The organism is Phytobacter cepae (assembly GCF_054165735.1).
Genome location: NZ_CM135107.1, coordinates 1,473,333 through 1,494,162, shown reverse-complemented (window position 1 = coordinate 1,494,162; position 20,830 = coordinate 1,473,333). Strand labels below are relative to the sequence as shown.

Annotated in this window: 14 protein-coding genes; 4 read left to right on the top strand and 10 right to left on the bottom strand. The window is 56.8% G+C overall.

The window, feature by feature from the left end; all coding sequences use genetic code 11:
- Window positions 1-60: 60 nt before the first annotated feature.
- Together ACUY4Q_RS06925 and ACUY4Q_RS06920 are read right to left on the bottom strand one after the other, a co-directional pair.
- Window positions 61-1,200 (bottom strand): ABC transporter substrate-binding protein, encoded by a 1,140-nt coding sequence (locus ACUY4Q_RS06925; protein ID WP_458046315.1) that lies wholly within the window; start codon window positions 1,198-1,200, stop codon window positions 61-63.
- 29 nt (window positions 1,201-1,229) lie between these two features.
- Window positions 1,230-2,279, bottom strand: coding sequence for an ABC transporter ATP-binding protein (locus tag ACUY4Q_RS06920; RefSeq protein WP_458046314.1), 1,050 nt, complete (start codon window positions 2,277-2,279; stop codon window positions 1,230-1,232).
- Window positions 2,280-2,497: 218 nt separating this feature from the next.
- On the opposite strand from ACUY4Q_RS06920, the gene ACUY4Q_RS06915 reads away from it, so the two are divergent.
- Genes ACUY4Q_RS06915 through ACUY4Q_RS06905 form a run of 3 tightly spaced genes read left to right on the top strand, consistent with a single transcriptional unit; the run spans window position 2,498 to window position 5,058 of the window.
- Entirely contained in the window at window positions 2,498-3,268 is a 771-nt protein-coding gene (locus tag ACUY4Q_RS06915; RefSeq protein WP_458046313.1) for an MBL fold metallo-hydrolase, read from the top strand.
- Window positions 3,265-4,284 carry a LacI family DNA-binding transcriptional regulator gene (locus ACUY4Q_RS06910; RefSeq protein WP_458046312.1) on the top strand — a complete coding sequence of 340 codons (1,020 nt, stop codon included), beginning with the start codon at window positions 3,265-3,267 and terminating at the stop codon, window positions 4,282-4,284. Before ACUY4Q_RS06915 ends, ACUY4Q_RS06910 begins: the two co-directional genes overlap by 4 nt.
- A gap of 9 nt (window positions 4,285-4,293) precedes the next feature.
- Window positions 4,294-5,058, top strand: a complete 765-nt coding sequence (locus tag ACUY4Q_RS06905; RefSeq protein WP_458046311.1) for an inositol monophosphatase family protein — start codon at window positions 4,294-4,296, stop codon at window positions 5,056-5,058.
- Window positions 5,059-5,229: 171 nt separating this feature from the next.
- On the opposite strand, the gene ACUY4Q_RS06900 is transcribed toward ACUY4Q_RS06905, so the two are convergent.
- The 8 genes from ACUY4Q_RS06900 to ACUY4Q_RS06865 form a co-directional block, all read right to left on the bottom strand.
- On the bottom strand, window positions 5,230-6,564 hold the full coding sequence (locus ACUY4Q_RS06900) for an HlyD family type I secretion periplasmic adaptor subunit (protein ID WP_458047276.1): 1,335 nt from the start codon (window positions 6,562-6,564) through the stop codon (window positions 5,230-5,232).
- Window positions 6,565-6,580: 16 nt separating this feature from the next.
- Window positions 6,581-8,767, bottom strand: coding sequence for a type I secretion system permease/ATPase (locus ACUY4Q_RS06895; protein WP_458046310.1), 2,187 nt, complete (start codon window positions 8,765-8,767; stop codon window positions 6,581-6,583).
- A gap of 101 nt (window positions 8,768-8,868) precedes the next feature.
- Complete coding sequence (locus ACUY4Q_RS06890; protein ID WP_458046309.1) at window positions 8,869-10,218, bottom strand: TolC family outer membrane protein; 1,350 nt, start codon at window positions 10,216-10,218, stop codon at window positions 8,869-8,871.
- A gap of 184 nt (window positions 10,219-10,402) precedes the next feature.
- Entirely contained in the window at window positions 10,403-14,743 is a 4,341-nt protein-coding gene (locus ACUY4Q_RS06885) for a retention module-containing protein (RefSeq protein ID WP_458046308.1), read from the bottom strand.
- Window positions 14,744-15,138: 395 nt separating this feature from the next.
- Window positions 15,139-15,480, bottom strand: a complete 342-nt coding sequence (locus tag ACUY4Q_RS06880; protein ID WP_458046307.1) for a tryptophan synthase subunit beta — start codon at window positions 15,478-15,480, stop codon at window positions 15,139-15,141.
- A gap of 26 nt (window positions 15,481-15,506) precedes the next feature.
- The gene (lapD, locus tag ACUY4Q_RS06875) at window positions 15,507-17,453 is read right to left on the bottom strand and encodes a cyclic di-GMP receptor LapD (RefSeq protein ID WP_458046306.1); all 1,947 of its coding nucleotides are present in this window, start codon (window positions 17,451-17,453) and stop codon (window positions 15,507-15,509) included.
- Between the two features lie 9 nt (window positions 17,454-17,462).
- Window positions 17,463-18,164, bottom strand: coding sequence for a cysteine protease LapG (gene lapG, locus ACUY4Q_RS06870; RefSeq protein WP_458046305.1), 702 nt, complete (start codon window positions 18,162-18,164; stop codon window positions 17,463-17,465).
- On the bottom strand, window positions 18,161-19,819 hold the full coding sequence (locus ACUY4Q_RS06865; RefSeq protein ID WP_458046304.1) for a Mur ligase: 1,659 nt from the start codon (window positions 19,817-19,819) through the stop codon (window positions 18,161-18,163). The genes lapG and ACUY4Q_RS06865 overlap by 4 nt, the downstream gene beginning before the upstream one ends.
- Window positions 19,820-19,935: 116 nt before the next feature.
- Here ACUY4Q_RS06865 and ACUY4Q_RS06860 point away from each other — a divergent pair, with 116 nt between their 5' ends.
- Window positions 19,936-20,823 carry an alpha/beta hydrolase family protein gene (locus ACUY4Q_RS06860; protein WP_458046303.1) on the top strand — a complete coding sequence of 296 codons (888 nt, stop codon included), beginning with the start codon at window positions 19,936-19,938 and terminating at the stop codon, window positions 20,821-20,823.
- Window positions 20,824-20,830: the final 7 nt, after the last annotated feature.

Sequence of the window (20,830 nt, the reverse complement as noted above, 5' to 3'; positions counted from 1 at the left end):
GGTAAGTGATTCGGACGAGTGTAGCCAACGCACCTGCAGCGTGAAGTATGACGGGTAAAATTAGTTGGCGACCTGGCTTTCGTAGCCTTCTTTAATGTCGTCAAAGTAAGGGGTAATCGGGAAGCTTTTGCCGTAATCTGCCAGCGCTTTCGGTGAAATTTCCGCGAACAGCTTCTGCCAGGTGGCCGGATCCAGTTTCGGCTTTACATGCTCAGCATCGATACCTGGGTACCAGTTAAACTGTTTCACGATCCCCTGCGCCTGGACGTCCGGGCTGGTTGCCAGCTCGATAAACTCACGCGCCAGCTGCGAATTTGCCGCTTTTGCCGGGGTTACGTAGTACATCGGTTGCCCTGGCATACCCGGCGACAGCAGCGCCAGTTTGATCGATGGCGGCAGCTTGCCCTGATCTTTCCAGCTGTAGAACATATCTACCCACACCGGCCCCATGGTGATTTCCCCACGGCTGAGCATATCGAGCGTCCCGGCATTGCCTGGCGTAAAGGTGACGTTCTTATTGAACGCTTTGAGCTTCTCGAAGGCCTGGCTCCAGTTTTTCTCCACGCTCTTATCGTAAGGCAGCGCAGACAGACGTTCGGCGTCCGTACCGTAGGCGTAGATCCAGCCCACCACAAAGCTCACGCCGGACATGCCGTTTTTAATGCCGTTATAGCCGAACCCCTGCGGGTTTTTCTGCGCCCAGCTCACCAGCTCGTCGTAAGACGCCGGTGGGGTTTTGATCGCCTCGCTGTTCCACGCGATGGCGGTCTGGCTTAAAAACATGGGCATCACGTAGCCATCAACGTTCACGCCGAGGGCATTTTTGGCGTTATCCGCGCTGACCATGCTGCCGGTGGCGATCTGCTGGCGATACTTCGCAAGCAGCCCCTTTTCCACCAGTTCGCCACCCGCTTTCTGGTGAACCACCGCCACGTCAATATCCCAGGTCTTCGCGCCACTCTCTTTTTGCGCACTCAGTTTTTCGATGATTTTATTTGAGCCAGCATCCCCAGGACCGGTACCCACGACCTGCACTTTTACCCCCGGATGCGCCGCTTCAAACTTCGGCCCCAGCCAGGTTTTCACGTAATCGACCATATTCTGATCGCCTGCCGTGGCAACGTTCAGGATGGTATCTGCCTGTGCGCCGTAGCTCAGGAATAATGCAGTCATTACCGCAGCTTTCGTTTTAATAAACATGGTCTATCCCCAAAATGAACACGATGAAATCAACTTGCTTGAGACGAAGGAAAAATATGTAACGCAGCGGCCGGAACATGCAGTCGAACAGAAGACTGAGCGGGCCAGCACTGGGTTGAGTCCGCCAGTAAAATCTGGTCACGACAGCGCACGCTGTGGCGGTATAAATTGCCGAGAAAAGCGCTTTGCTCCACCACGCCATTGACGGTAATGCCCTTTTCCGGCGTATGGGTATTTAATGCGCTAAGCGCGGCGTCTGCGCTGCGAAAATAAAGGGTGCAGTCGCGAAAATCGTCGGCGGAATATTCCCCTGATGCGCTCAGGGAAATATCCTGGGTGGTGAGGAACTCATTGCCATTTATTTTATTATCCGCCCCCATAAAATCGGCCACGAAGGGCGTGGCGGGACGCTGATAAATATCTTCCGGCGTGCCGATTTGCTCGATGCGGCCATTATTTAACACCGCAATACGGTCCGCCATGACCAGCGCTTCCTGCTGATCGTGGGTAACGATTAAGGAGGTAAACCCAAGGCGTTGTTGCAGGTTTTTGATTTCATGACGCACGTTAAGACGCACCTTGGCATCGAGGTTTGACAGCGGTTCATCCAGCACCAGCACGTCCGGTTCAATCGCCAGCGCGCGCGCCAGAGCAACACGTTGACGCTGCCCACCGGAAAGCTCCGTGACCTTCACATCGGCCAGACCGGTCAGGTTGACGATGTTCAGCAACTCGTCAACGCGGCGGTCAATCTCGTCACGACGCCATTTGCGCAGCTTTAGCCCATAGCCAATATTTCGCGCCACCGTCAGGTGCGGCCACAGCGCGTAGCTCTGAAATACCATCGTAATATTGCGCTGTTCCGGCGCGCTGTGGGTAATATCACGACCGGCGACGGTAATCTCCCCGGTATTAACCGGAATAAATCCGCAAAGCGCATTTAACAGGGTTGTTTTCCCACAGCCAGAAGGTCCCAACAGGGCAATCATCTCGCCTTTTTCGACATGCAGATTGATATTATGTAAGACAACTTTTTCGCCATAGTTAATTTTAAGCCCGGCTACCTGTAAATAACTCATCTTCATTACCCAAAAATCGCTGTGTTGCTTTTTTTACTGCAATGAACACGTGTTCATTAGAATGTAAAAAAAATGCAATGTTGACTCGACATTATGTGAGCCTACTTTGTCGGGTATTTGTGACAATTTAATTAAGACTCTGGTCATCAGAGCTATTTTATTTGTCCGTTTGGCCCAGGGCAGTGCTCAGAAGCCTAAAAAAATTTTGGTGAGGGATAATGAAAATAGATGTACTTGGTTGCGGAAGTGCCTTTTCCCGCGAACAAAATACCTCCGCGCTGCGGGTCATGGACGAAGCTAACCGCCAATGGTTAATTGACTGCGGCCCCACCATTCCCCGGGCATTGTGGCAGCGCGGGGGAGAGGTTAACGATATCGATGTCCTCTATTTTACCCACGTCCACCCGGACCACTGTACCGGCCTGACGGCGCTGCTGAACTACTGGCACAGCCTCTCACGTCAGAAAGCGCTGGTTATCTACAGCCAGCCGCAACAGCGCCCTGTTTTGACGCAACTGGCGGCGCTCGCCAACTGGCCGCAGACCACACTGTGTTTTGATATCGACTGGCGCGACACCACCGACGCCTGGACGTGGCACGACTGGCACATTCAGACCGCCGAAACCCGGCATGAACTCACCAACCGCGCCATCCGCATCACCCAGGGCGAACAAACGCTGTTCTACAGCGGCGACGGTCGCCCGACGGCAGGCTCTATCGCGCTCATGGAGGGTGCCGCTCTTGCCTTTCAGGAGTGTGCGTCACTGACGGCGCTCAGCGATGACGCCTCCCACGGTGATTTCCCCGCCTGTCTGGCGCTGTTTCAGCAACTGAAACTGCCAGCGCTGGGGCTCTACCACTGTAACGATGCGATCCTGCACGATCTCAGAGCCGCTTGTCAGCCCTGGGAGGGGGTTTTCGTCAGCTATGACGGTCTGCAATACGCGCTCAGTAACCTACCGGGCACTGCTGAGGAAGGCCCGGCATGAGTTCCGTTCCCCGTAAGCAGAGCGTCACCGCACAGGATGTTGCCCACCGGGCGGGGGTCTCCCGGGCGGTGGTCTCGCGGGCACTCAGCAATAACGGCAGTATCTCCCCCGATACCCGGGAGCGGGTTCTGCGCGCGGCGGAAGAGCTCGGTTATCAGGTTAACTTTCTCGCCCAGGGGCTAAACCGCCGCCGCAGTCATCTGATTGGCGTGATTGTCTCACGCATCAGCGACCCTTTTCGCAGTAGCCTGCTTGATGCCCTGCTCAACGAGATCCAGCGGCGGGGTTTTCAGGCGCTGGTGAGCGAAATTCGTAGCGAGCAGGATCTTGCCCGAACGCTGCGCCGTTTTGCCCAGTTTCGGGTTTCCGGGGTGATTGTGACCTCGGGCCAGCCACCGGAATCACTGGTGAACGAATGTGTGTCGCAGCAGATCCCGGTGGTGGGTATCAACCGACAGCCGGACATCCCCTTCGTCGATTACGTCAGCTCAGACAACGTGTATGGGGCGACCCTCGCCGCCGGGCAACTGGTTCGCAATGGCTGCCGTCGATTCGGCTGGCTCAATACCGCGCACTCCACCTGGGCCGGGCGCATGCGCGGCGATGCCTTTTATCAGGCGCTACGGACGCTTGCCGTCGACATTACACAAAATCTGCAAACCCTGACCGCCCCCACGGAGGGCTATGACGGCGGGTTTCAGGCCGCTATTGGGGCAGATGAGACACTGGACGGCATTTTCTGTGCGAATGCGCAGCTTGCCTGCGGTTTTCTTGACGGGATGCGCCAGCGCGGCAGACGTAGCCCGGAGGATTTTCAGCTCATCGGCTTTGACAATACGCCACAAACGGCGCAATACAGTTACCAGCTCACCACCCTGCATCAGGACGTTGCGGAGATTTCCCGTCAGGCCTTAATCCGCCTGCTTGAACGCGCTGACGATCCGTTACAACCCTCGCGGACAACCTGGGTGGATGTGCAGCTTATTACCCGGCGCACGTCGCCACTACCTCAATAAGAGCAGGCCATGACAGAAGAACAGCAGCAGTCATTATGTGCATTGATTCGCCAGTTGGGCGCAGAGGCGCAGGCATTGCGTCATGCCGGGCTACAGGTGGATAAAAAAGCCCGCCAGGATTTTGTCTCCCACGCCGATCTGTTTGTGGAAAGCGAGATCAAAAACTGGCTCAGCATCCACTGCCCGCAGGACGGTTTTCTCGGGGAAGAGAGCGGTCTTCAGGCCGGCGCACAGGGGATTTGGGTGCTCGACCCTATCGATGGAACGACCAATTACATTCAGGGGATGGATTACTGGTGCATCTCGCTGGCTTACGTTCGCCAGGACACGACCGAGCTGGGGATTGTCTACGCCCCGGACCGCAATGAATTTTTCTTTGCCCGTCGTGGTGAGGGGGCCTTTCTTAACGACCGCCGTCTGACGTTACGCGAGCCGGATCCGGAGACGGTGGTTATCGGCCTCGGCCGCTCCAGCCGTGCTCCGGTCGAAAACTATACCCGAACCCTTGCCCGCGTACTTAATGCCGGCATGGAGTATCGCCGCTTTGGCGCCGGGGCGTTGATGCTCGCCCACGTTGCCACCGGCCAGGTGCATGCCTATTACGAGGAGCATATGAACAGCTGGGACGCCCTGGCGGGGATGTTGCTGATCGTGGAAGCGGGCGGCGCCAGCAATGCCTTTCTCGCCGATAACGGTCTGTTAAGGGGCAACCTGGTGCTGGCCGGGTGTATCGAGGTGCAGGCGCGTCTTGCAGATCTGCTGGTGAATCACTGAGGGATCCGCACCCAAAAATGCGAGCACAATCGGTTCCCTCTCCCTGAGGGCTGAGGAATCCCCAGAAAAAATGTATGCACGGACAGTCCCCTCTCCCTTGAGGGAGAGGGGACTGTCCGTGCTCGCATTTTTGGGGAGGGATACCTCAATACTTTCGCATACTCGACGCTATTACCTCTCGCGAAACGCCTCGGCTTTCGCCCGTAAAATTGGCTTCAGTAAATAGGCGAGGATCGTTTTCTTACCGGTAATAATATCTACCGACGCGACCATACCCGGAATAATCAGCAGCGGTTTCTCATCGGTGCCGAGGTGGTTTTTATCGGTGCGCAGACGAATGATGTAAAAACTCTTGCCGTCTTTATCGGTCACCGTATCCGGGCTTATCTGTTCGAGTTTGCCTTTCAGGCCGCCATAGATGGTGTAATCGTAAGCGGTGAATTTCACCGTGGCTTCCTGGCCTGGGCGCAAAAAGGCGATGTCCTGCGGGCGAATTTTGGCTTCCACCAGCAGGGTGTCATCCAGCGGCACGATCTCCACCAGGTCGTTACCCGGCTGAATAACACCGCCAATGGTGTTCACCAGCAGTTGCTGAACCACCCCGCGCACGGGTGACGTAACCAGCGTACGGTTGACCCGGTCGGTAATGGCTTTTCCCGAGGCTTCAATTTTGCTGAGATCGGTTCGCGCTTCGTTAAGCTGCCCCAGCGCTTCGCTGCGATAGCGGCCACGGGTTTCGCCCACCTTGCTCTCAATTTCCTTGATCGCCGCTTCCGCACGCGGAATCGCCAGGATCACCGAGTCAAGCTGCCCCTGGGTCTCAACACCGGCACGGCGCAGGCGCAGCATTTCGACTTTGGAAATCGCGCCTTTTGCCACCAGCGGTTCAGACATGCTGATCTCCTGCTGCTGCAACGCCAGGCTGCGGCGGTACTGAATTAATTTCCCCTGGAAGTCGAGCAGTTCCTGCTTCTTCTGGATTAATTGTTCATTCAGCCCGGAGAGTTCGCTCTGAATGCGTTTATTGACGCTGGCGAACAGCTCCAGCTCACCACTGGCGATATCCGGCGCCTGGCGGGTTATCTCCGGCGAGAGCGAAAGCTCTGTGGCACCATCAATCTGGGCGGTCAGACGCTGGATGCGAGCGTTCAGCGCCAGCCTGTCGGCTTCGGTTTCCCCGGCGTTGGAACGAAAACGGGTGTCATCCAGACGCAGCAGCGGTGCTCCGGCTTTAACCACCTCTCCTTCATGCACAAAGACCTCGGCGATGATCCCGCCCTCAAGGTTCTGAATTTTTTGCAGACGAGACGACGGAATAGCTCGCCCCTCTCCTCGCGTCACCTCATCAATTTCAGCAAGCGCAGCCCAGATAATCATGGCGACAAAGAAGGCGAAAATCGCCCACAGCGTCACCCGCACCACGCGCGGCGCGTCATCCAGTAAGGCTTTGTTGACTTCATTAGTGGTAAACGCGGACGGTTTTTTATCCCCCGACAGCCAGCCCATCAGGCGGCTTAGCGCATCAACGATTCGCATGAATTTGCCCCTTCTTCAGCGCACTCATGACGCTCTCTTTCGGGCCGTCGGCGATAATTTTGCCATTATCGACAATGATCAAACGATCGACCAGCGACAGCAAAGACGCGCGATGCGTGACCATCAACAGCGTCTTGTTGGCAATAACCGGGGCCAGCGCTTTCTTAATCAAATCTTCGCTGGTGTTATCCATCGAGCTGGTGGGCTCATCCATCAATAGCACCGGTGGGTCGAGCAGCAACGCACGCGCCAGGGTGACGGCCTGACGCTGCCCGCCGGAGAGGCTCATTCCCCGTTCACCGACCTGCATGTTGTAACCCGACGGGTGACGGCGGGCGAAGTCGTGTACGCCGGTCAGCGTCGCAACACGCAGCATGGTTTCATCATCAACGTAGCTTGCGCCATACAGTAAATTTTCCCGCAGTGTGCCGTTGAACAGATGAATATCCTGCGGCGCATAGCCGATGTTATGCCGCAGATCGTGCACATCAATCTGGCGCGCATCAATGCCATCAATCAGGACGCTGCCGCTGTCCGGCTGGTAAAAACCGACCAACAATTTCGCCAGCGAACTTTTACCGGAACCACTGCGCCCGATAATGCCGACTTTTTCGCCGGGCTGAATGGTCAACGAGACATTGCTGAGCGAGGCGTACTGATTGCCAGGATAGATGAAGGTCACATCACGCAGTTCGATGGCCCCTGAGAGCGTTTCTCGTTTTAACGGGACTTCGCCCGCTTCCACTTCCTGCTCCAGCCCCATCATTCTGTCGATGGTGGATTTGGTCATCCGCGCGCGCTGGTAACGGGTAATCAGGCTGCATAGCTGACCAATGGGCATCATGGCGCGACGGTGCAACAGGTAACAGGCAATCAGCCCGCCCATGCTCAGGTTGCCGCCGATAATGACGTACACCCCGGCGACGATAATCGCCACGCCGCTGGCCTGTTGCAGCCAGGCGGTAAAATTGACCGCCACATAGGAGAGCGATTTTACCCGCAGTTCCAGCTTACTGAGCTGGCCGGTCAGGTGCTCCCACTGGTACTGGCGTTCGCTCTGGGCATTATTAATTTTGATGGCATCAAGCCCGGTCAGGGTTTCCACTAACATGGCCTGACGCTCATTAGACAACTGGTACGTCTTCTGTACCCGCGACATCAACGGGCGCTGAATAAGCCAGCTCACCAGCAGCGCCAGGGGGTAACACAGCAAGGGGATAAACACCAGCGGGCCGCCAATGACGCCAATCACCAGCAGGATCAGCAGCGTAAAGGGAAAGTCGATAAAGGCCGTCAGCGTCAGCGATGAGAGGAAGTCGCGAATCGACTGAAACTCCTGGAAATTCTGAGCAAAGCTCCCCACCCGCTTCGGGCGTAGCTTCATCTTCATGCCCAACAGCCGTTCAAAAAGCGCCGAGGAGACCACCAGATCGGTCTTCTTGCCCGCAAGATCAAGACAAATGCCGCGTAAAATCTTCAGTACAAAATCGAAAATAAAGGCGATGCTGACGCCGATGGCCAGCACCCATAGCGTCGCGGTCGCCTGATTGGGCACCACCCGGTCATAGACGTTCATCACAAACAACGGGGCGCTGAGCGCCACCAGGTTGACGAGGAAACTGGCGACCACGGCATCGAAATAGAGGAATTTTGACAGCTTCAGCGTGTCCTGGAACCACGCGGTGGTTCGCGGTAACGTCGCCGTGGGCTGCGCATCAAACTCATGCTCAGGTGAAATGAAAATGGCCCCGCCGCTGTAATGCTCCGCCAGCGCCTCCCGGGAGAGGGCGATTTCCCCACCCTCGGTTTCGCTCGGCAACAGGCGCGCCCGCTGCTGCGTATCCCAGCCAACCAGTACCGCTGCCTGATTATTTTTCAGTAACAGAATAACCGGTAGCGACAGCGCGGAAATATTTTCAAGCTCACGCTGCACCATGCGAGCCTTCAGCCCGGCCCGTCCTGCGGCACGCGGAAAGGCTTCCAGCGTTAACCGGTGCGATTCCAGCGGCAGTCCGGTGGTAAGCACGGTCCGGCTGGTGGCGATGTTATGCATTTTGCAAACGATCATCAGCGCATCCAACAACGGGTCGTCATGGCGTTGCCGGGGATCCTGTCTCTCTGCCGCCTGTGGGGAAGCGTCGACGTTTTCAGGCGTGCCAGTATCAGGCGTCATTCTCTGTCTCGGTATTCTGCAGATTTCATCCGCAGGTAATAATTAACGGGCTATGGCCGGTTTTCACGCCGGAAATAACCCCATCAGCCAGGCATTCTTGTTTACTGTAATTCCGGCAGTTCAACCTGCGTGCGCTGCGCCTGGTCCAGCGGCTCTGAGGCGGAAGGCGCCTGGATATGCAGGTTTTTCAGCAGCTCACCGGTGCGGGCGTTTATGCGGTAAGAGGTAAACATATCGACAAACTGCAATTCGACGTAGCGGCGCTGAGCGCTGAACACTTCGTTTTCACTGTCCAGCATATCCAGTAGCGTGCGATCGCCGAGGCTGAACTGCTCCTGATAGGCACTGCGGACGGTGACGCTGCGATCGGCATACTCTTTGGCGATCGGCACCTGTTTTTCTGCATTCGTGCGCGCGTTCCAGGCCAGCCGCAGCTCTTCGTTCAACTGGCGCAGCGCATTGTTTTTTACATCCTGCGCTTCCTGCATTTTATAGGCGTAGGAGGTGAGCGTCGCTTGATCGCTGCCGCCGTTGTACAGGTTGTAGCGCATGCGGAGCATCGCCTGCCATTCCTGGTTATGGCCGCGCGTACCGTCGATGTTGTTATCCATCGTCCGGCCGACTTCGACATTAACGTTCGGGTAAAAACGGGATTTTGCCGCCTCGTACTGCTGGCGAGTCGCCTCTACGTCGGCATCGGCTTGTTTCAACAGCGGGCTGTTGGCCAGCATTGCTGCCCGCGCGGCGGCCAGGGAATCCGGAACGGCAATCTTTGTAGGCATCACCAGCGCATCGGCTTCTTTGCCGGTCACGCTTTCATAGTTTGCGCGGGAGTCTTCCAGATTGGTTTGCTCCGTAATCAGGTTATTCCGCGCCTGGGCCAGGCGGGCCTCAGCCTGATCGTAATCGGCCTGACGCCCCACGCCCTGCTGCGTGCGCAGCTTGATCTGGTCGAATACCCGTTCATGATTCTTCAGGTTATCTTCCGCAAGCCGGACCATCTGTTCGCGCATCAGCACGTCAAGGTAGCTCTGGATAGTCTGCAGCGCGGTGGTTTCACTGGTGTTCAGTACCGTCCAGGCCCGGGAGTTTACCGTCGCCTTCTGGCGTGCCACTTCGCTGGTGGTCGCAAAACCATTAAAGACGTTCTGAGTAAGATTGATGGCGGATTCACTGCGGTTCAGGTTGCGCTGATGCTCACCTGCGGCCCGGGTAGTGGCATTGTCAGTTTGTTCCCAGCCGCTACCGGCGGTGAGATCCAGCGAGGGCAGATACCCGCCCTTCGCAGCACGCAGATCCTGATCGGCAGAATACCGGCTGTTGGCCGAGGCGTTCACCTGCGGATGCCATAACAGTCCTTCTTTCACCGCTTGTTCCAGGGTTGTGGCCTGACCTTGTGTTGCACACAGTGCGAGCGTTGCACCCAGAATAAACGGGCTACCATATTTCATTTTGTCGTCCTTTTCGTCACGTCCCTGAGTACGGATTACCATCCACCAGAGAAAATGCCACGAGAGCGAGGGAGTAAATGCATCCAGGCTTATTTATGATCGAACGTTATCCTTCGTCGGATCTGAATTCATATCGAGATGGAATACCGCGCAGCGTTCAGACAGAACACTGCGCGGCGCCCCGTCAGGAAACCTCTTCGGGTTTGGCGATAAGGCTTTCCATCATGGCTTCGTGCCCGGCTTCATAGCTTTCAGCACCCGCAGTGGCACCACCTTCAGCGGGAACGTGTTCGATTTCAGGGGCACCTTCTGCGTCACTCTGCCCACCTACCTGAATCAGGCTACTGAGATCGTTGTGCTCCTCGTCATGAATGATGTCGCTGAAGTTCAACGGCTCCTCATGACTGACGCTGGCACTTTCCGGGGGTGATGCCGCGTCGTGCTGTTCATCTGTGGAAAGCGGGTTTACGGCGTTGTCCATGGATGCCGATGCGGTCTCAGCACTGCCGTGGGTGTTATCGGCAGCCTGCGGGCTGAGCATGAGGCTCGATTCGTCAATTAACGATGTGCTGCTCTCTTCACTGCCCGTGCTGTGCTCGCTATCCGAAGCAGAGGAATCATCCACCACGCTCTGGGTGAGCGTTAGCTTATCGCTTTCACTGCTGCCCTGCGTGTGGGTTTCGCTGTCAGTGTTGGCGTGAAGGTCTCCGGCAACATGGCTGCCCTCATCCGCAGCGGCAAGATGATATTCAACAGGGCTGAAATCGTGACTGTCGCTGACATACTGCCCGCCTGCTTCGCCATCTACGTCAAAATGGGTGTCAAGATGCTCGGACGCCGTGGAGTCAACGTCCAGGGTGATATCACCGAGCGTGGCCTTACCGGCCGGTAAATCTACGCTCACCTGCCCTGAGTAGTGTGTCGTGCTACTGTCGAAGGTCATGACGTAGACCTTACTGGCCGCGTCGTAGCTGACGTTGACGTAATTACCCGTAAAGGTCGCATTTTCAGGAATGCCACCAAAACTGACGGTGTTGAGGTGGTCGCTGCTGTCGGAGCTTTCGAGGTTGACGTCAAGGTTCAATGTGACCTTGTAGCTGACCTCGGTACTGCCCCCATGCGAGGAGGATGGCCCATTACCAAAGACAACGCCTTCAATATGGTTCGCATTCTCATAGGGACGCTTGCCGTTTTCATCGGTGACCTGAAGATTATCAATGTCATTGTTCTGGTGATTCTGCGGATGAGGTACACCCGTAACCTTGTAATCCTCACTGTTCCCTTGAACAAAGATATAGTCTTTACCGACGTCACCTTCCGTCACGCCACCGTTACCGGTGATGCCTTTCAGCGAGACGAAATTGTATTTCGTGTTCGGCCAGTCGCTCTGCTGGTAGTAGCCGCCGGTGTGATCGCCGACGACAAAGATATCGGTATGGCCTTTAGCGCTATCGTCGGTATTGGCATTGCCGCTGCTGGTGTAGTAGTGAATCTGGCTGGCACTGGCGGCTGATGGTACAAAATCGCCTTTAATGGCGCCATCCGGGCTGTCCGGGGTCAGCCAGACGTGCACATTACTGCCAATCGATACGATCACCCCGTTCTGAACATCGTATCCGTTCGGGTTGCCGCTGCCCCCATTGATATGGGTGATGGTGTTATCTGTGGTGTCCGTCGTCTTACTGCCTGGCGTGACCGTTACGGTCAGCTTCACATCGGCGTCTGAATCCGCATCGGCATCTGCGTCGGCGTCGGCATCGGCGTCAGAATCTGCATCGGCATCGGCATCCGCGTCTGCATCAGAATCCGCATCGGCGTCAGCGTCAGCGTCGGTGTCGGCATCCGAATCGGCGTCGGCGTCGGCATCAGCATCAGCGTCGGCATCCGCATCTGAGTCGGAATCTGCATCCGCATCCGCATCAGCGTCGGCGTCGGCATCAGCATCAGCGTCTGCATCGGCATCGGCATCTGCATCTGCATCGGCATCGGCATCTGAGTCCGCATCTGCATCGGCATCGGCGTCGGCGTCGGCGTCAGAATCGGCATCCGCGTCCGCGTCGGCATCAGAATCGGCATCAGCGTCTGCATCGGCATCTGCATCGGCATCGGCATCAGCATCGGCGTCGGCGTCGGCATCTGCATCGGCGTCTGCATCTGCATCTGCATCTGAGTCCGCATCGGCGTCGGCGTCGGCATCAGCGTCCGCATCGGCATCGGCATCAGCGTCGGAATCTGCATCCGCATCCGCATCCGCATCGGCGTCGGCATCTGCATCGGCGTCGGCGTCGGCATCCGCATCCGCATCAGCGTCGGCGTCGGCGTCGGCATCCGAATCTGCATCGGCGTCGGCATCCGAATCTGCATCAGCATCCGAATCTGCATCTGCATCTGCATCTGCATCTGCATCTGCATCTGCATCGGCATCTGCGTCGGCATCAGCGTCCGAATCAGCATCAGCATCTGCATCTGCATCGGCGTCTGAGTCAGAATCTGCATCCGCATCGGCGTCGGCGTCGGCATCTGCATCGGCGTCTGAGTCAGCATCGGCGTCGGCGTCGGCGTCTGCATCCGCATCCGCATCTGCATCAGCGTCAGCGTCTGCATCGGCGTCAGAATCCGCATCAGAATCGGCATCCGCATCGGCATCCGCGTCTGCATCAGCGTCTGCATCGGCGTCGGCATCGGCATCGGCATCGGCATCGGCATCGGCGTCGGCGTCGGCATCAGAATCGGCGTCTGCATCTGAGTCCGCATCAGCATCAGCATCCGCATCCGCATCGGCATCAGCGTCGGCATCCGCATCCGCATCCGCGTCGGAATCTGCATCAGCGTCTGCATCGGCGTCTGCGTCGGCATCCGCGTCCGAATCAGCATCGGCGTCGGCGTCGGCGTCGGAATCTGCATCGGCATCGGCATCAGCATCGGCATCGGCATCGGCATCAGCATCGGCATCAGCGTCCGCATCGGCATCGGCATCGGCATCAGCGTCCGAATCAGAATCCGCATCCGCATCGGCGTCGGCGTCGGCGTCGGCGTCGGCGTCAGAATCGGCATCCGCGTCCGCGTCGGCATCAGAATCGGCATCAGCGTCCGCATCTGCATCTGCATCGGAATCCGCATCGGCATCGGCATCCGCATCCGCATCCGCGTCGGAATCAGCATCGGCATCGGCATCCGCATCCGCGTCGGAATCAGCATCGGCATCAGCATCTGCATCGGCGTCCGCATCCGAATCAGCATCAGCATCAGCATCAGCATCTGCATCTGCATCGGCATCTGCATCTGCATCTGCATCGGCATCTGCATCTGCATCTGCATCAGCGTCGGCATCAGCATCGGCATCCGAATCGGCATCGGCATCGGCATCAGCATCTGAATCAGCATCCGCATCCGCATCAGAATCCGCATCGGCGTCGGCATCGGAATCCGCGTCCGAATCAGCATCGGCGTCGGCGTCGGCGTCGGAATCTGCATCGGCATCGGCATCGGCATCAGCATCGGCATCGGCATCAGCATCGGCATCAGCGTCCGCATCGGCATCGGCATCAGCGTCCGAATCAGAATCCGCATCCGCATCGGCGTCGGCGTCGGCGTCGGCGTCAGAATCGGCATCCGCGTCCGCGTCGGCATCAGAATCGGCATCTGCGTCAGAATCCGCATCCGCATCAGCGTCGGAATCTGCATCGGCATCGGCATCCGCATCCGAATCAGCATCAGCATCAGCATCCGGATCAGAATCGGCATCCGCGTCGGCGTCGGCGTCGGAATCCGCATCCGCATCAGCATCAGCATCAGCGTCGGCATCTGCGTCGGAATCAGAATCCGCATCCGCATCCGCGTCGGCATCTGCATCGGCATCGGCATCTGCGTCAGAATCCGCATCCGCATCAGCGTCGGCGTCTGCATCGGCGTCTGAGTCTGCATCGGCGTCCGCATCGGCGTCCGCATCAGCGTCCGCATCGGCATCGGCATCAGCGTCCGAATCAGCATCCGCGTCTGAATCATCAGGAACTGCGACGGCAGCACTATCAGGGTTGAGGAGCGTTAATTCTTGCGGTCTTTCGGCATCGGGGAAGTCCAGGCCTACCGTGGGGTAACCCGCGGAGGGGTCAACAATTTGTCCGGTTAAATCGAGAACGACATGCGTGTGCGATCCCCCACCGCTGCCGCCGCTATCGCCGCCGGTACCGGTACCGCCAGCCTGCGGACCTGCCGCGGTCGCTTCCAGGGTTTGGGTCGGGTCCTGACCGTCGGCGATCGCCTGCTGCAGGGCCGCAACATCTTGTTGCTGCGCCGCCGTGGCGTCAGTGGTTACAGTGCCGGTGCTGTCCCATTGGCTTTCGCGTCCAAGATCCAGTTGTTTGCCATCTGCAGTGGACAAGGTAATCGCACCGGACTCACCCGTCTGCACTTGCTCACCTTCGAGGATCCTGTCACCTTCGACCAGTAAACGCTTGCTCCCATCAGGACTGACTGCAAACACCTGACCTATTACCGCTTTGACGATCCCTGATACGCCGCTCATGTGTAGTTCCCTCGATCCTGTTCCTGGCCCGATCAACCGTGATTCAGGCATAGAATGCTAAAAGAGAATTTAATTAGAATTAGTCATGCAACACGAAAAAAGGTTAAAAACGGGTAACGGCAGGGAATGTATTGCTGCCGCTTCGTTTAAGGGGCTTATATTAATAGATGGCGTGAATGAATAGTAGGGGCAAAGGGGGTTTAAATAAAAAAAGAACTGTGCCAACCGTCCCTGCTTAGTACATGATATATAGCCTGAATCTTCAGTCTGCATGCGTGTCGGCAGCATTTAACCAACCAGCCACTCACACCTTTAACCCCCAACAATTTGCTTTGTTATCGGCTTTCGGCAATTTGAATTATTCAGGCTATAAAGGGTAAAGCGCAAATAACGATTTAAATAAGCCCCTCTTCGTCATCGGCAATTAATCCCTCAAGCCCACTTAACGTGCGTCGCGCCTGCGCACGCTGAGAAAGTTTTGTCTGGGCGACCAACGGCAGATCGGTAATGCTGATTACGCCCTTACTCATCAGCACGTCGATTAAGTCTTCAAGTACGCGCACCATCTCAAGATCGCTTTGGCGCAGTTGCAAAAGCGATGCTTCACGGATGTCTCTCTGTCGGTTCCACTCGTCAATTTCAGGGGTGAGAGCGTCCCCCTGTTCGGTCATCGAGGGGAAAGGTGCCGTGTCGACCCGAATAATGCGCCCTTGCACATCACGCTCTATGTAGTACATATGCAGCCTCTTTTAAACAGGAGAGGTTAATTGCCAACCAGCGTACTGGCATCCGCAAAATAGCGGCCCATTGCACCGTGCAAACCAATTTTTTCCAGAACGGCCAATTCACCCGCCGTTTCCACACGCTCGGCGATCAAGGGCAAATTAATTTGCCGCGTTGCCCAATAGATGGCCTCAATAAACAGTTTTTTATCTTCTTCGCTATCAATATTACGAATATAACTGCCGTCAACTTTAATCCACGCAAGGCCCCATTGCGGTAAATTCCCGATAAGGTGGAAGCGGCCGCCAAAATGCTGGATACCAAGACGGCAGCCCAATTCTTTAAGGCGGCTGACCAGAATATTGACGCGCTCGGCGTCGGGGAGCTCATTTTCATCCAACTCCAGCGTCAGACGGGACGCCAGCTGGGGGGCGTTTCGCAGAGGTTGTAACAGCGCATGCAGGCTCCGATCGTCGGCTACGCTTGCCCCACTGATACTCAGCGCCATCGGCCGGGTGGATTTTTCCATTTCACGCAGCGTTTGTTGCAGCATCACGATGTCCATCCGGCGGCTCAGATCGAGGCGGTGGATCCATGGCATAAAGCGCCCAGCCGGTACCAGCTCTCCGCTTTCACTCCTGATGCGGGCGAGGATCTTATGGTGCAGAACAACATGCGCGTTATTACACTGGTACACCGGCTGAGAGAAGAGTTCGAAGGCACCCTGAGTCAGCACATTGTCCAGACGGGTATACCAGCTGTGATGATCTTCTTCGCTTTCGCTGGCAGAAGCGGTCTCCTGGCTGGCAAAAACGCGCATCTCCGTTTCCGCCATCGCCAGCGCCTGGTCCGCCTGCATCAGCACGGTCTGCGGTTTATCGCCCACCTGGAAAGGAACAATAGAAAAATGGGCGACCGGGCTGACATCGCTCATGCCTGTTTCCGACAGCGCTTTCAGTTGAGTACTCAGCGTATTGCTCAGGTTTTCCAACTCCTGCGACAGGATCTGCGGCGCAATAATGGCAAATTCCCCACCGCGTACGCGGGCCAGAAAGGCTTCATTATGGAAGTAGTGACTTTGCAGGCCGGTCAGGATATTCGCGACGGCAGAGAGCAACCGATCGGTTTTCGCCCCGCCAAGACGCTGGTTCATGCCCATTAGATCCTGAACTCTTAGCAGCATCAGGTGGCCTGACGCATTCTCTTCATCACTCAGGCGTGACTGCAACTGCATATCAAAGGCACGGCGGTTGTTCAGCCCCGTCAGGCTGTCATGGTAGGCCTCCTGACGTAACGACTCGCTGCGCTGGGCTTGCTCACTGAACAGAACTTTAAGCTGGTTAACCATCAGATTAGTGGCTTCGACCACCCGGCGCAGTTCCGGCGTTTTTGGCAATGCCGGAACGTTAAGGAACTCGCGACGGCAAATCGCCATCGCCTGGCCAACGATATAGTTCAGCGGATTAAGGAGGCGACGCAGCAGCAACGTCAACAAAAGGACGCACAGCAGGCTACAGCCCGTCAGCCACAAAAAGCTGGCAACCATGCTGTCCCACAGGCGCGCCAGCGCAAACATCGGATGGCTAACCACTTCAACGCGGGCAACCTGGGTCCAGCCGCGCATCACGATGGCATCCCCTTCTCCCGGGCTAAGGTTCACCAGGCGGACAAACCACTGCGGTACACGGGCACTCTGCGGAATATCGCTACGCTCTATCAGCGCTTTATTGGTGTGAATGTCGACGACCCGAATACGGTAGAAATAACCGCTATCAAAAATGGAATTCACCATTAATTCGGTCATCGTCGGGTCATCAATATTGGTGGTCAACGACAGCCCCAACGCAGTCGCTGCATCCTGGGCATGGGCGCTGAGCTGATTACGGTACTGATCGCGCGAGCTTTCGAGGGTCACGAAAAAATTGCCGCAAAAAATGACGAGCGTAAATAAACAGATGCCGATCAGTAGCTGCTTATAAAGAGACATGTCCACATCCTATTCATTAATTACAAATCCTTCTGCACGCATTTTGGTGAGAAGATCCTGCCAGCGGGAGAGGCGTTTGCTGTCACCCACGCGTTTATTTCCCCCCGTTTGCGGCAGCCACAGCCCTTCGCCATTAAAGGCATAAACCGGGAGCAGGTCTGGCCGCTGGGTAGCAGGCAAGATAGCCGTTTTGAGGTTGTCCAACACCAGTGGAATTGCATCTGGTGTGGCATACCAGGTCACGACCATATGCGCCTGATTTAATTGCAGTGCTTTAACGTAGGTAATGCGCAACTGGTTAGCGGGAACGCCCATTTCGCGCAGGGTGAAATATTTCGCCAGCGCAAAATCTTCGCAGTCCCCTGCGCCTTTACGTAAAAATTCGATTGGTGTTGCCCAGTAGTCCTGCTGTTTCCAGACGACAATATCATCCTTAAACGCCATTCTGGCGTTAAAAAACCGGTTCACCAGATTCAATTTATCCTCGATGGACGCTGGAGGCGGGTTCCTGAGCAAGGCCACCCACTCATCGATCCGTTGTCTGGCAGCAGGCGTTGCCGGACCATACAGCTTTTCGGTACGGGCGGTGATGGCATTGAAATCCCATCCGGCGCCGAGTCCAGGAGAGAGGATCAGCAGGATGACCAGCCATAACGACAGCCCGCGCCGATACGTCGCATAAACGGAAGCGGAGCAACGTCGCCGGCTCATGCGTCAACGCATCCGTTCCAGCGCTTTCGGTATGCAACATAGCCCGAAAGGTAATGCTCAACGTCGTCGATCCTCACGCGGTAGCTATGGTGACGGATGAAAAAGCTGCCCAGAATGCGCGGCGGATTTTTGAAAAACATTGCCAGCTCAGGCCAGAAAAAGCCGTTTGCCAGGTAACGGGCACGGGTCTCCAGCGCCTGATTGAACACCGTCATATCGAAGCCTTCCAGCAGGTAATGAAGCGGTGAGTCAGCCAGCCGCTCAATCATGCGCGATGCCGCCATCATCAGTTCCAGCAGCGTCGGATACGTGGTGAGGCGTTCCTGCACGAAGGCAAGGTGATCGCGCACGTTATCAAGCCCGAACTGGAAATAACGCACTTCGGGTCGGTATAGCGTCAGCTCATTCACGCAGTAGCTGAGCCAGTGGTCATGGGCCTGCCAGTGTTTTTGCTCGATGAAATAGTCCATGGCCCGTTCCACCATCGCCAGCCATTGCGGCGCGTGCGTCAGACCGTAAAGCCGCATCAGCGCAAAAGCTGCTTCGCCATCGTAATAGATGATACGGTGCGCGGCTTTCAATGACAGATCGCCGGCGTTCAGCACATGCACAAACCCGCCGCTCTGCGGATCCTGCATAAAACCGATCCCCCGGGCCAGTCGCGCCATCGGTTCAAGATAGCGGCGATCGTCGGTCAGCTCGGTATATTTCGCCATCGCCAGAATGCACACCGCGTTGCCGCCGAGCTTGATTTCATCGCCGGTGTCGACCAGGAAATCGGCGTCGGTGCCGTCAGGCAATGTGTAGGTGCGAATGAAGGTGGTACACAGTGACGCCAGTGCCCGCTCGATTGCTGCGAAGTGCGCCGGGTTTTGCGTGACCTCCCAGCCTTCGAGCAGCGCATAGGTCGAGCTGGCATGGCGCAAGGCGTTGTAGGTCGGGATCGGCCGATCAAAACAGGGGAACCAACCGTAATGGTAACGTCCCGAAGGGGTAACCTGACGCGCCAGATAATCCGTCGACGAGGTAATCATCGGCTCAAGCGCCATGGCCTGCCACTCGGGTAACTGCCGATACCCGCTGTTGCGCCCTTCCGACTCAATGGTCAGCACCTGGGTTCCATCGCAGAACAGCGCGCGGGTGGTGAAACGCCAGACGGACTGGTCCGGTTGAGCGGGCCACTCCACTACCGCACCGAAGCGGCGGCGTGAAAAATAGGCAAGATTTTTGGCGTTCGGCGTGGCAACTCCGACATCGCCGTTATAGAGCAGCGCATTGGCGGCAATTTCCTGCTCCAGCATGGCGTAGCGAAAAGCGGGATCGAGGCTCAGACCGAAACGGAAATAGTTGCGTTTGGTTTTGCCGAGGCGGGTTTCCAGATCCTTCCAGCGCAGCGTATCGACCTTATCGACCACATCAATCCGCAGCCAAACGGGGTCTATGCTGCTTTTTTTACGCCACTGCTGTAACGCCTGTGTTCCTTGCTGCCAGGCAAGATCGAAGGTCTTGCCGCAACCCTGTACCACGTGGGCGCGACTTTTGCTGTCGGAGACACTAAAGAAAATGATCCAGGCCGGGCAAAGAGGCGGTTTTGCCGCACTTTCCAGCGTTTCGGTAACCGGGCGGGTTTGCGCAAGTAAGTGACTGAGTGACATGTGACTCCTTAATTGCACCCGGGTATTGCCAGTCAGAAAAATCCTTTAATCATAATAACATTATGAATGGTTGCTTGTGTATTCTGTAGATCTATATCTTTCCCCGAGGCGACGCTGTGAAGCGAGGTTGTACACTCTTATTTTTATTACTGCTCCACGTCTTTGCGCATGCCGAAACGCCGCTGCTTTGGAATCAGGCAGCCCACGCACAAAACTGCCCGGTGGGTGACGATGCCGTCTGGGTGCAGTACGCGGGCGGCAGGGCCTGCATTCGCTATTTCAGCGCCGGCAATTTATATGGCGCAGCACAGGTGCTGGTGATCCTGAAAGGCGACCGGGTATCGCTTATCAAGCGTCCACCTCAGAGCATCCCGGCCAATACCGCGAGTGCGCAGCGCAGCCAGGCGCAGGCCATCCTGCGCCAGAGCGGTATACCAACGGTGATTATCGCCCGCCCTGGCACCTACGGCTCCAGCGGCAACCATTACCGTCGCCGCCAGCAGGAAGAGTTTCTCGCCCTTAACGCCGCGCTGGACGCCATCAAAACGCGCTACGCGCTGCGCCATTTTATCCTCAGCGGGCACAGCGGTGGCGCAACTGCCGCTTCCGCCCTGCTCGCCTTCGGGCGACGAGATATAGACTGCGCCATTCTGACCTCAGGCGCGTGGGGTTTACTGGAGCGGGCCGAACGCATGCGCAAGCAGCATGGCGAAGCCTCCGCGCCCAAGCTGGACGGAACGGGTCTTGCCAATCCGTGGGACCCGCTGGACCACATCGACGGTGTGGCGGCCGATCCCGCCCGCTTGATTCTGGTGATCGGCAACCCGCAGGACAGTAACACCCCCTTCGACTTGCAGAAACGTTATGCCGATGCCCTGCGTCAACAGGGCCATCGGGTCACGCTTCTCGAACGGCCCGCGGTGGCACCGGAATATCACAATTTGCAAGATAACGCCGGGGTTAAGGCCGTTGCCTTGTGCCCACATCCTCACCCCATCAATTAATATCAGG

Bases quoted from the DNA above. Each gene is read 5' to 3' on its own strand.
- ACUY4Q_RS06925 (WP_458046315.1), bottom strand. From the start codon at position 1,200: ATGTTTATTAAAACGAAAGCTGCGGTAATGACTGCATTATTCCTGAGC.
- ACUY4Q_RS06920 (WP_458046314.1), bottom strand. From the start codon at position 2,279: ATGAGTTATTTACAGGTAGCCGGGCTTAAAATTAACTATGGCGAAAAA.
- ACUY4Q_RS06915 (WP_458046313.1), top strand. From the start codon at position 2,498: ATGAAAATAGATGTACTTGGTTGCGGAAGTGCCTTTTCCCGCGAACAA.
- ACUY4Q_RS06910 (WP_458046312.1), top strand. From the start codon at position 3,265: ATGAGTTCCGTTCCCCGTAAGCAGAGCGTCACCGCACAGGATGTTGCC.
- ACUY4Q_RS06905 (WP_458046311.1), top strand. From the start codon at position 4,294: ATGACAGAAGAACAGCAGCAGTCATTATGTGCATTGATTCGCCAGTTG.
- ACUY4Q_RS06900 (WP_458047276.1), bottom strand. From the start codon at position 6,564: ATGGGCTGGCTGTCGGGGGATAAAAAACCGTCCGCGTTTACCACTAAT.
- ACUY4Q_RS06895 (WP_458046310.1), bottom strand. From the start codon at position 8,767: ATGACGCCTGATACTGGCACGCCTGAAAACGTCGACGCTTCCCCACAG.
- ACUY4Q_RS06890 (WP_458046309.1), bottom strand. From the start codon at position 10,218: ATGAAATATGGTAGCCCGTTTATTCTGGGTGCAACGCTCGCACTGTGT.
- ACUY4Q_RS06885 (WP_458046308.1), bottom strand. From the start codon at position 14,743: ATGAGCGGCGTATCAGGGATCGTCAAAGCGGTAATAGGTCAGGTGTTT.
- ACUY4Q_RS06880 (WP_458046307.1), bottom strand. From the start codon at position 15,480: ATGTACTACATAGAGCGTGATGTGCAAGGGCGCATTATTCGGGTCGAC.
- lapD (WP_458046306.1), bottom strand. From the start codon at position 17,453: ATGTCTCTTTATAAGCAGCTACTGATCGGCATCTGTTTATTTACGCTC.
- lapG (WP_458046305.1), bottom strand. From the start codon at position 18,164: ATGAGCCGGCGACGTTGCTCCGCTTCCGTTTATGCGACGTATCGGCGC.
- ACUY4Q_RS06865 (WP_458046304.1), bottom strand. From the start codon at position 19,819: ATGTCACTCAGTCACTTACTTGCGCAAACCCGCCCGGTTACCGAAACG.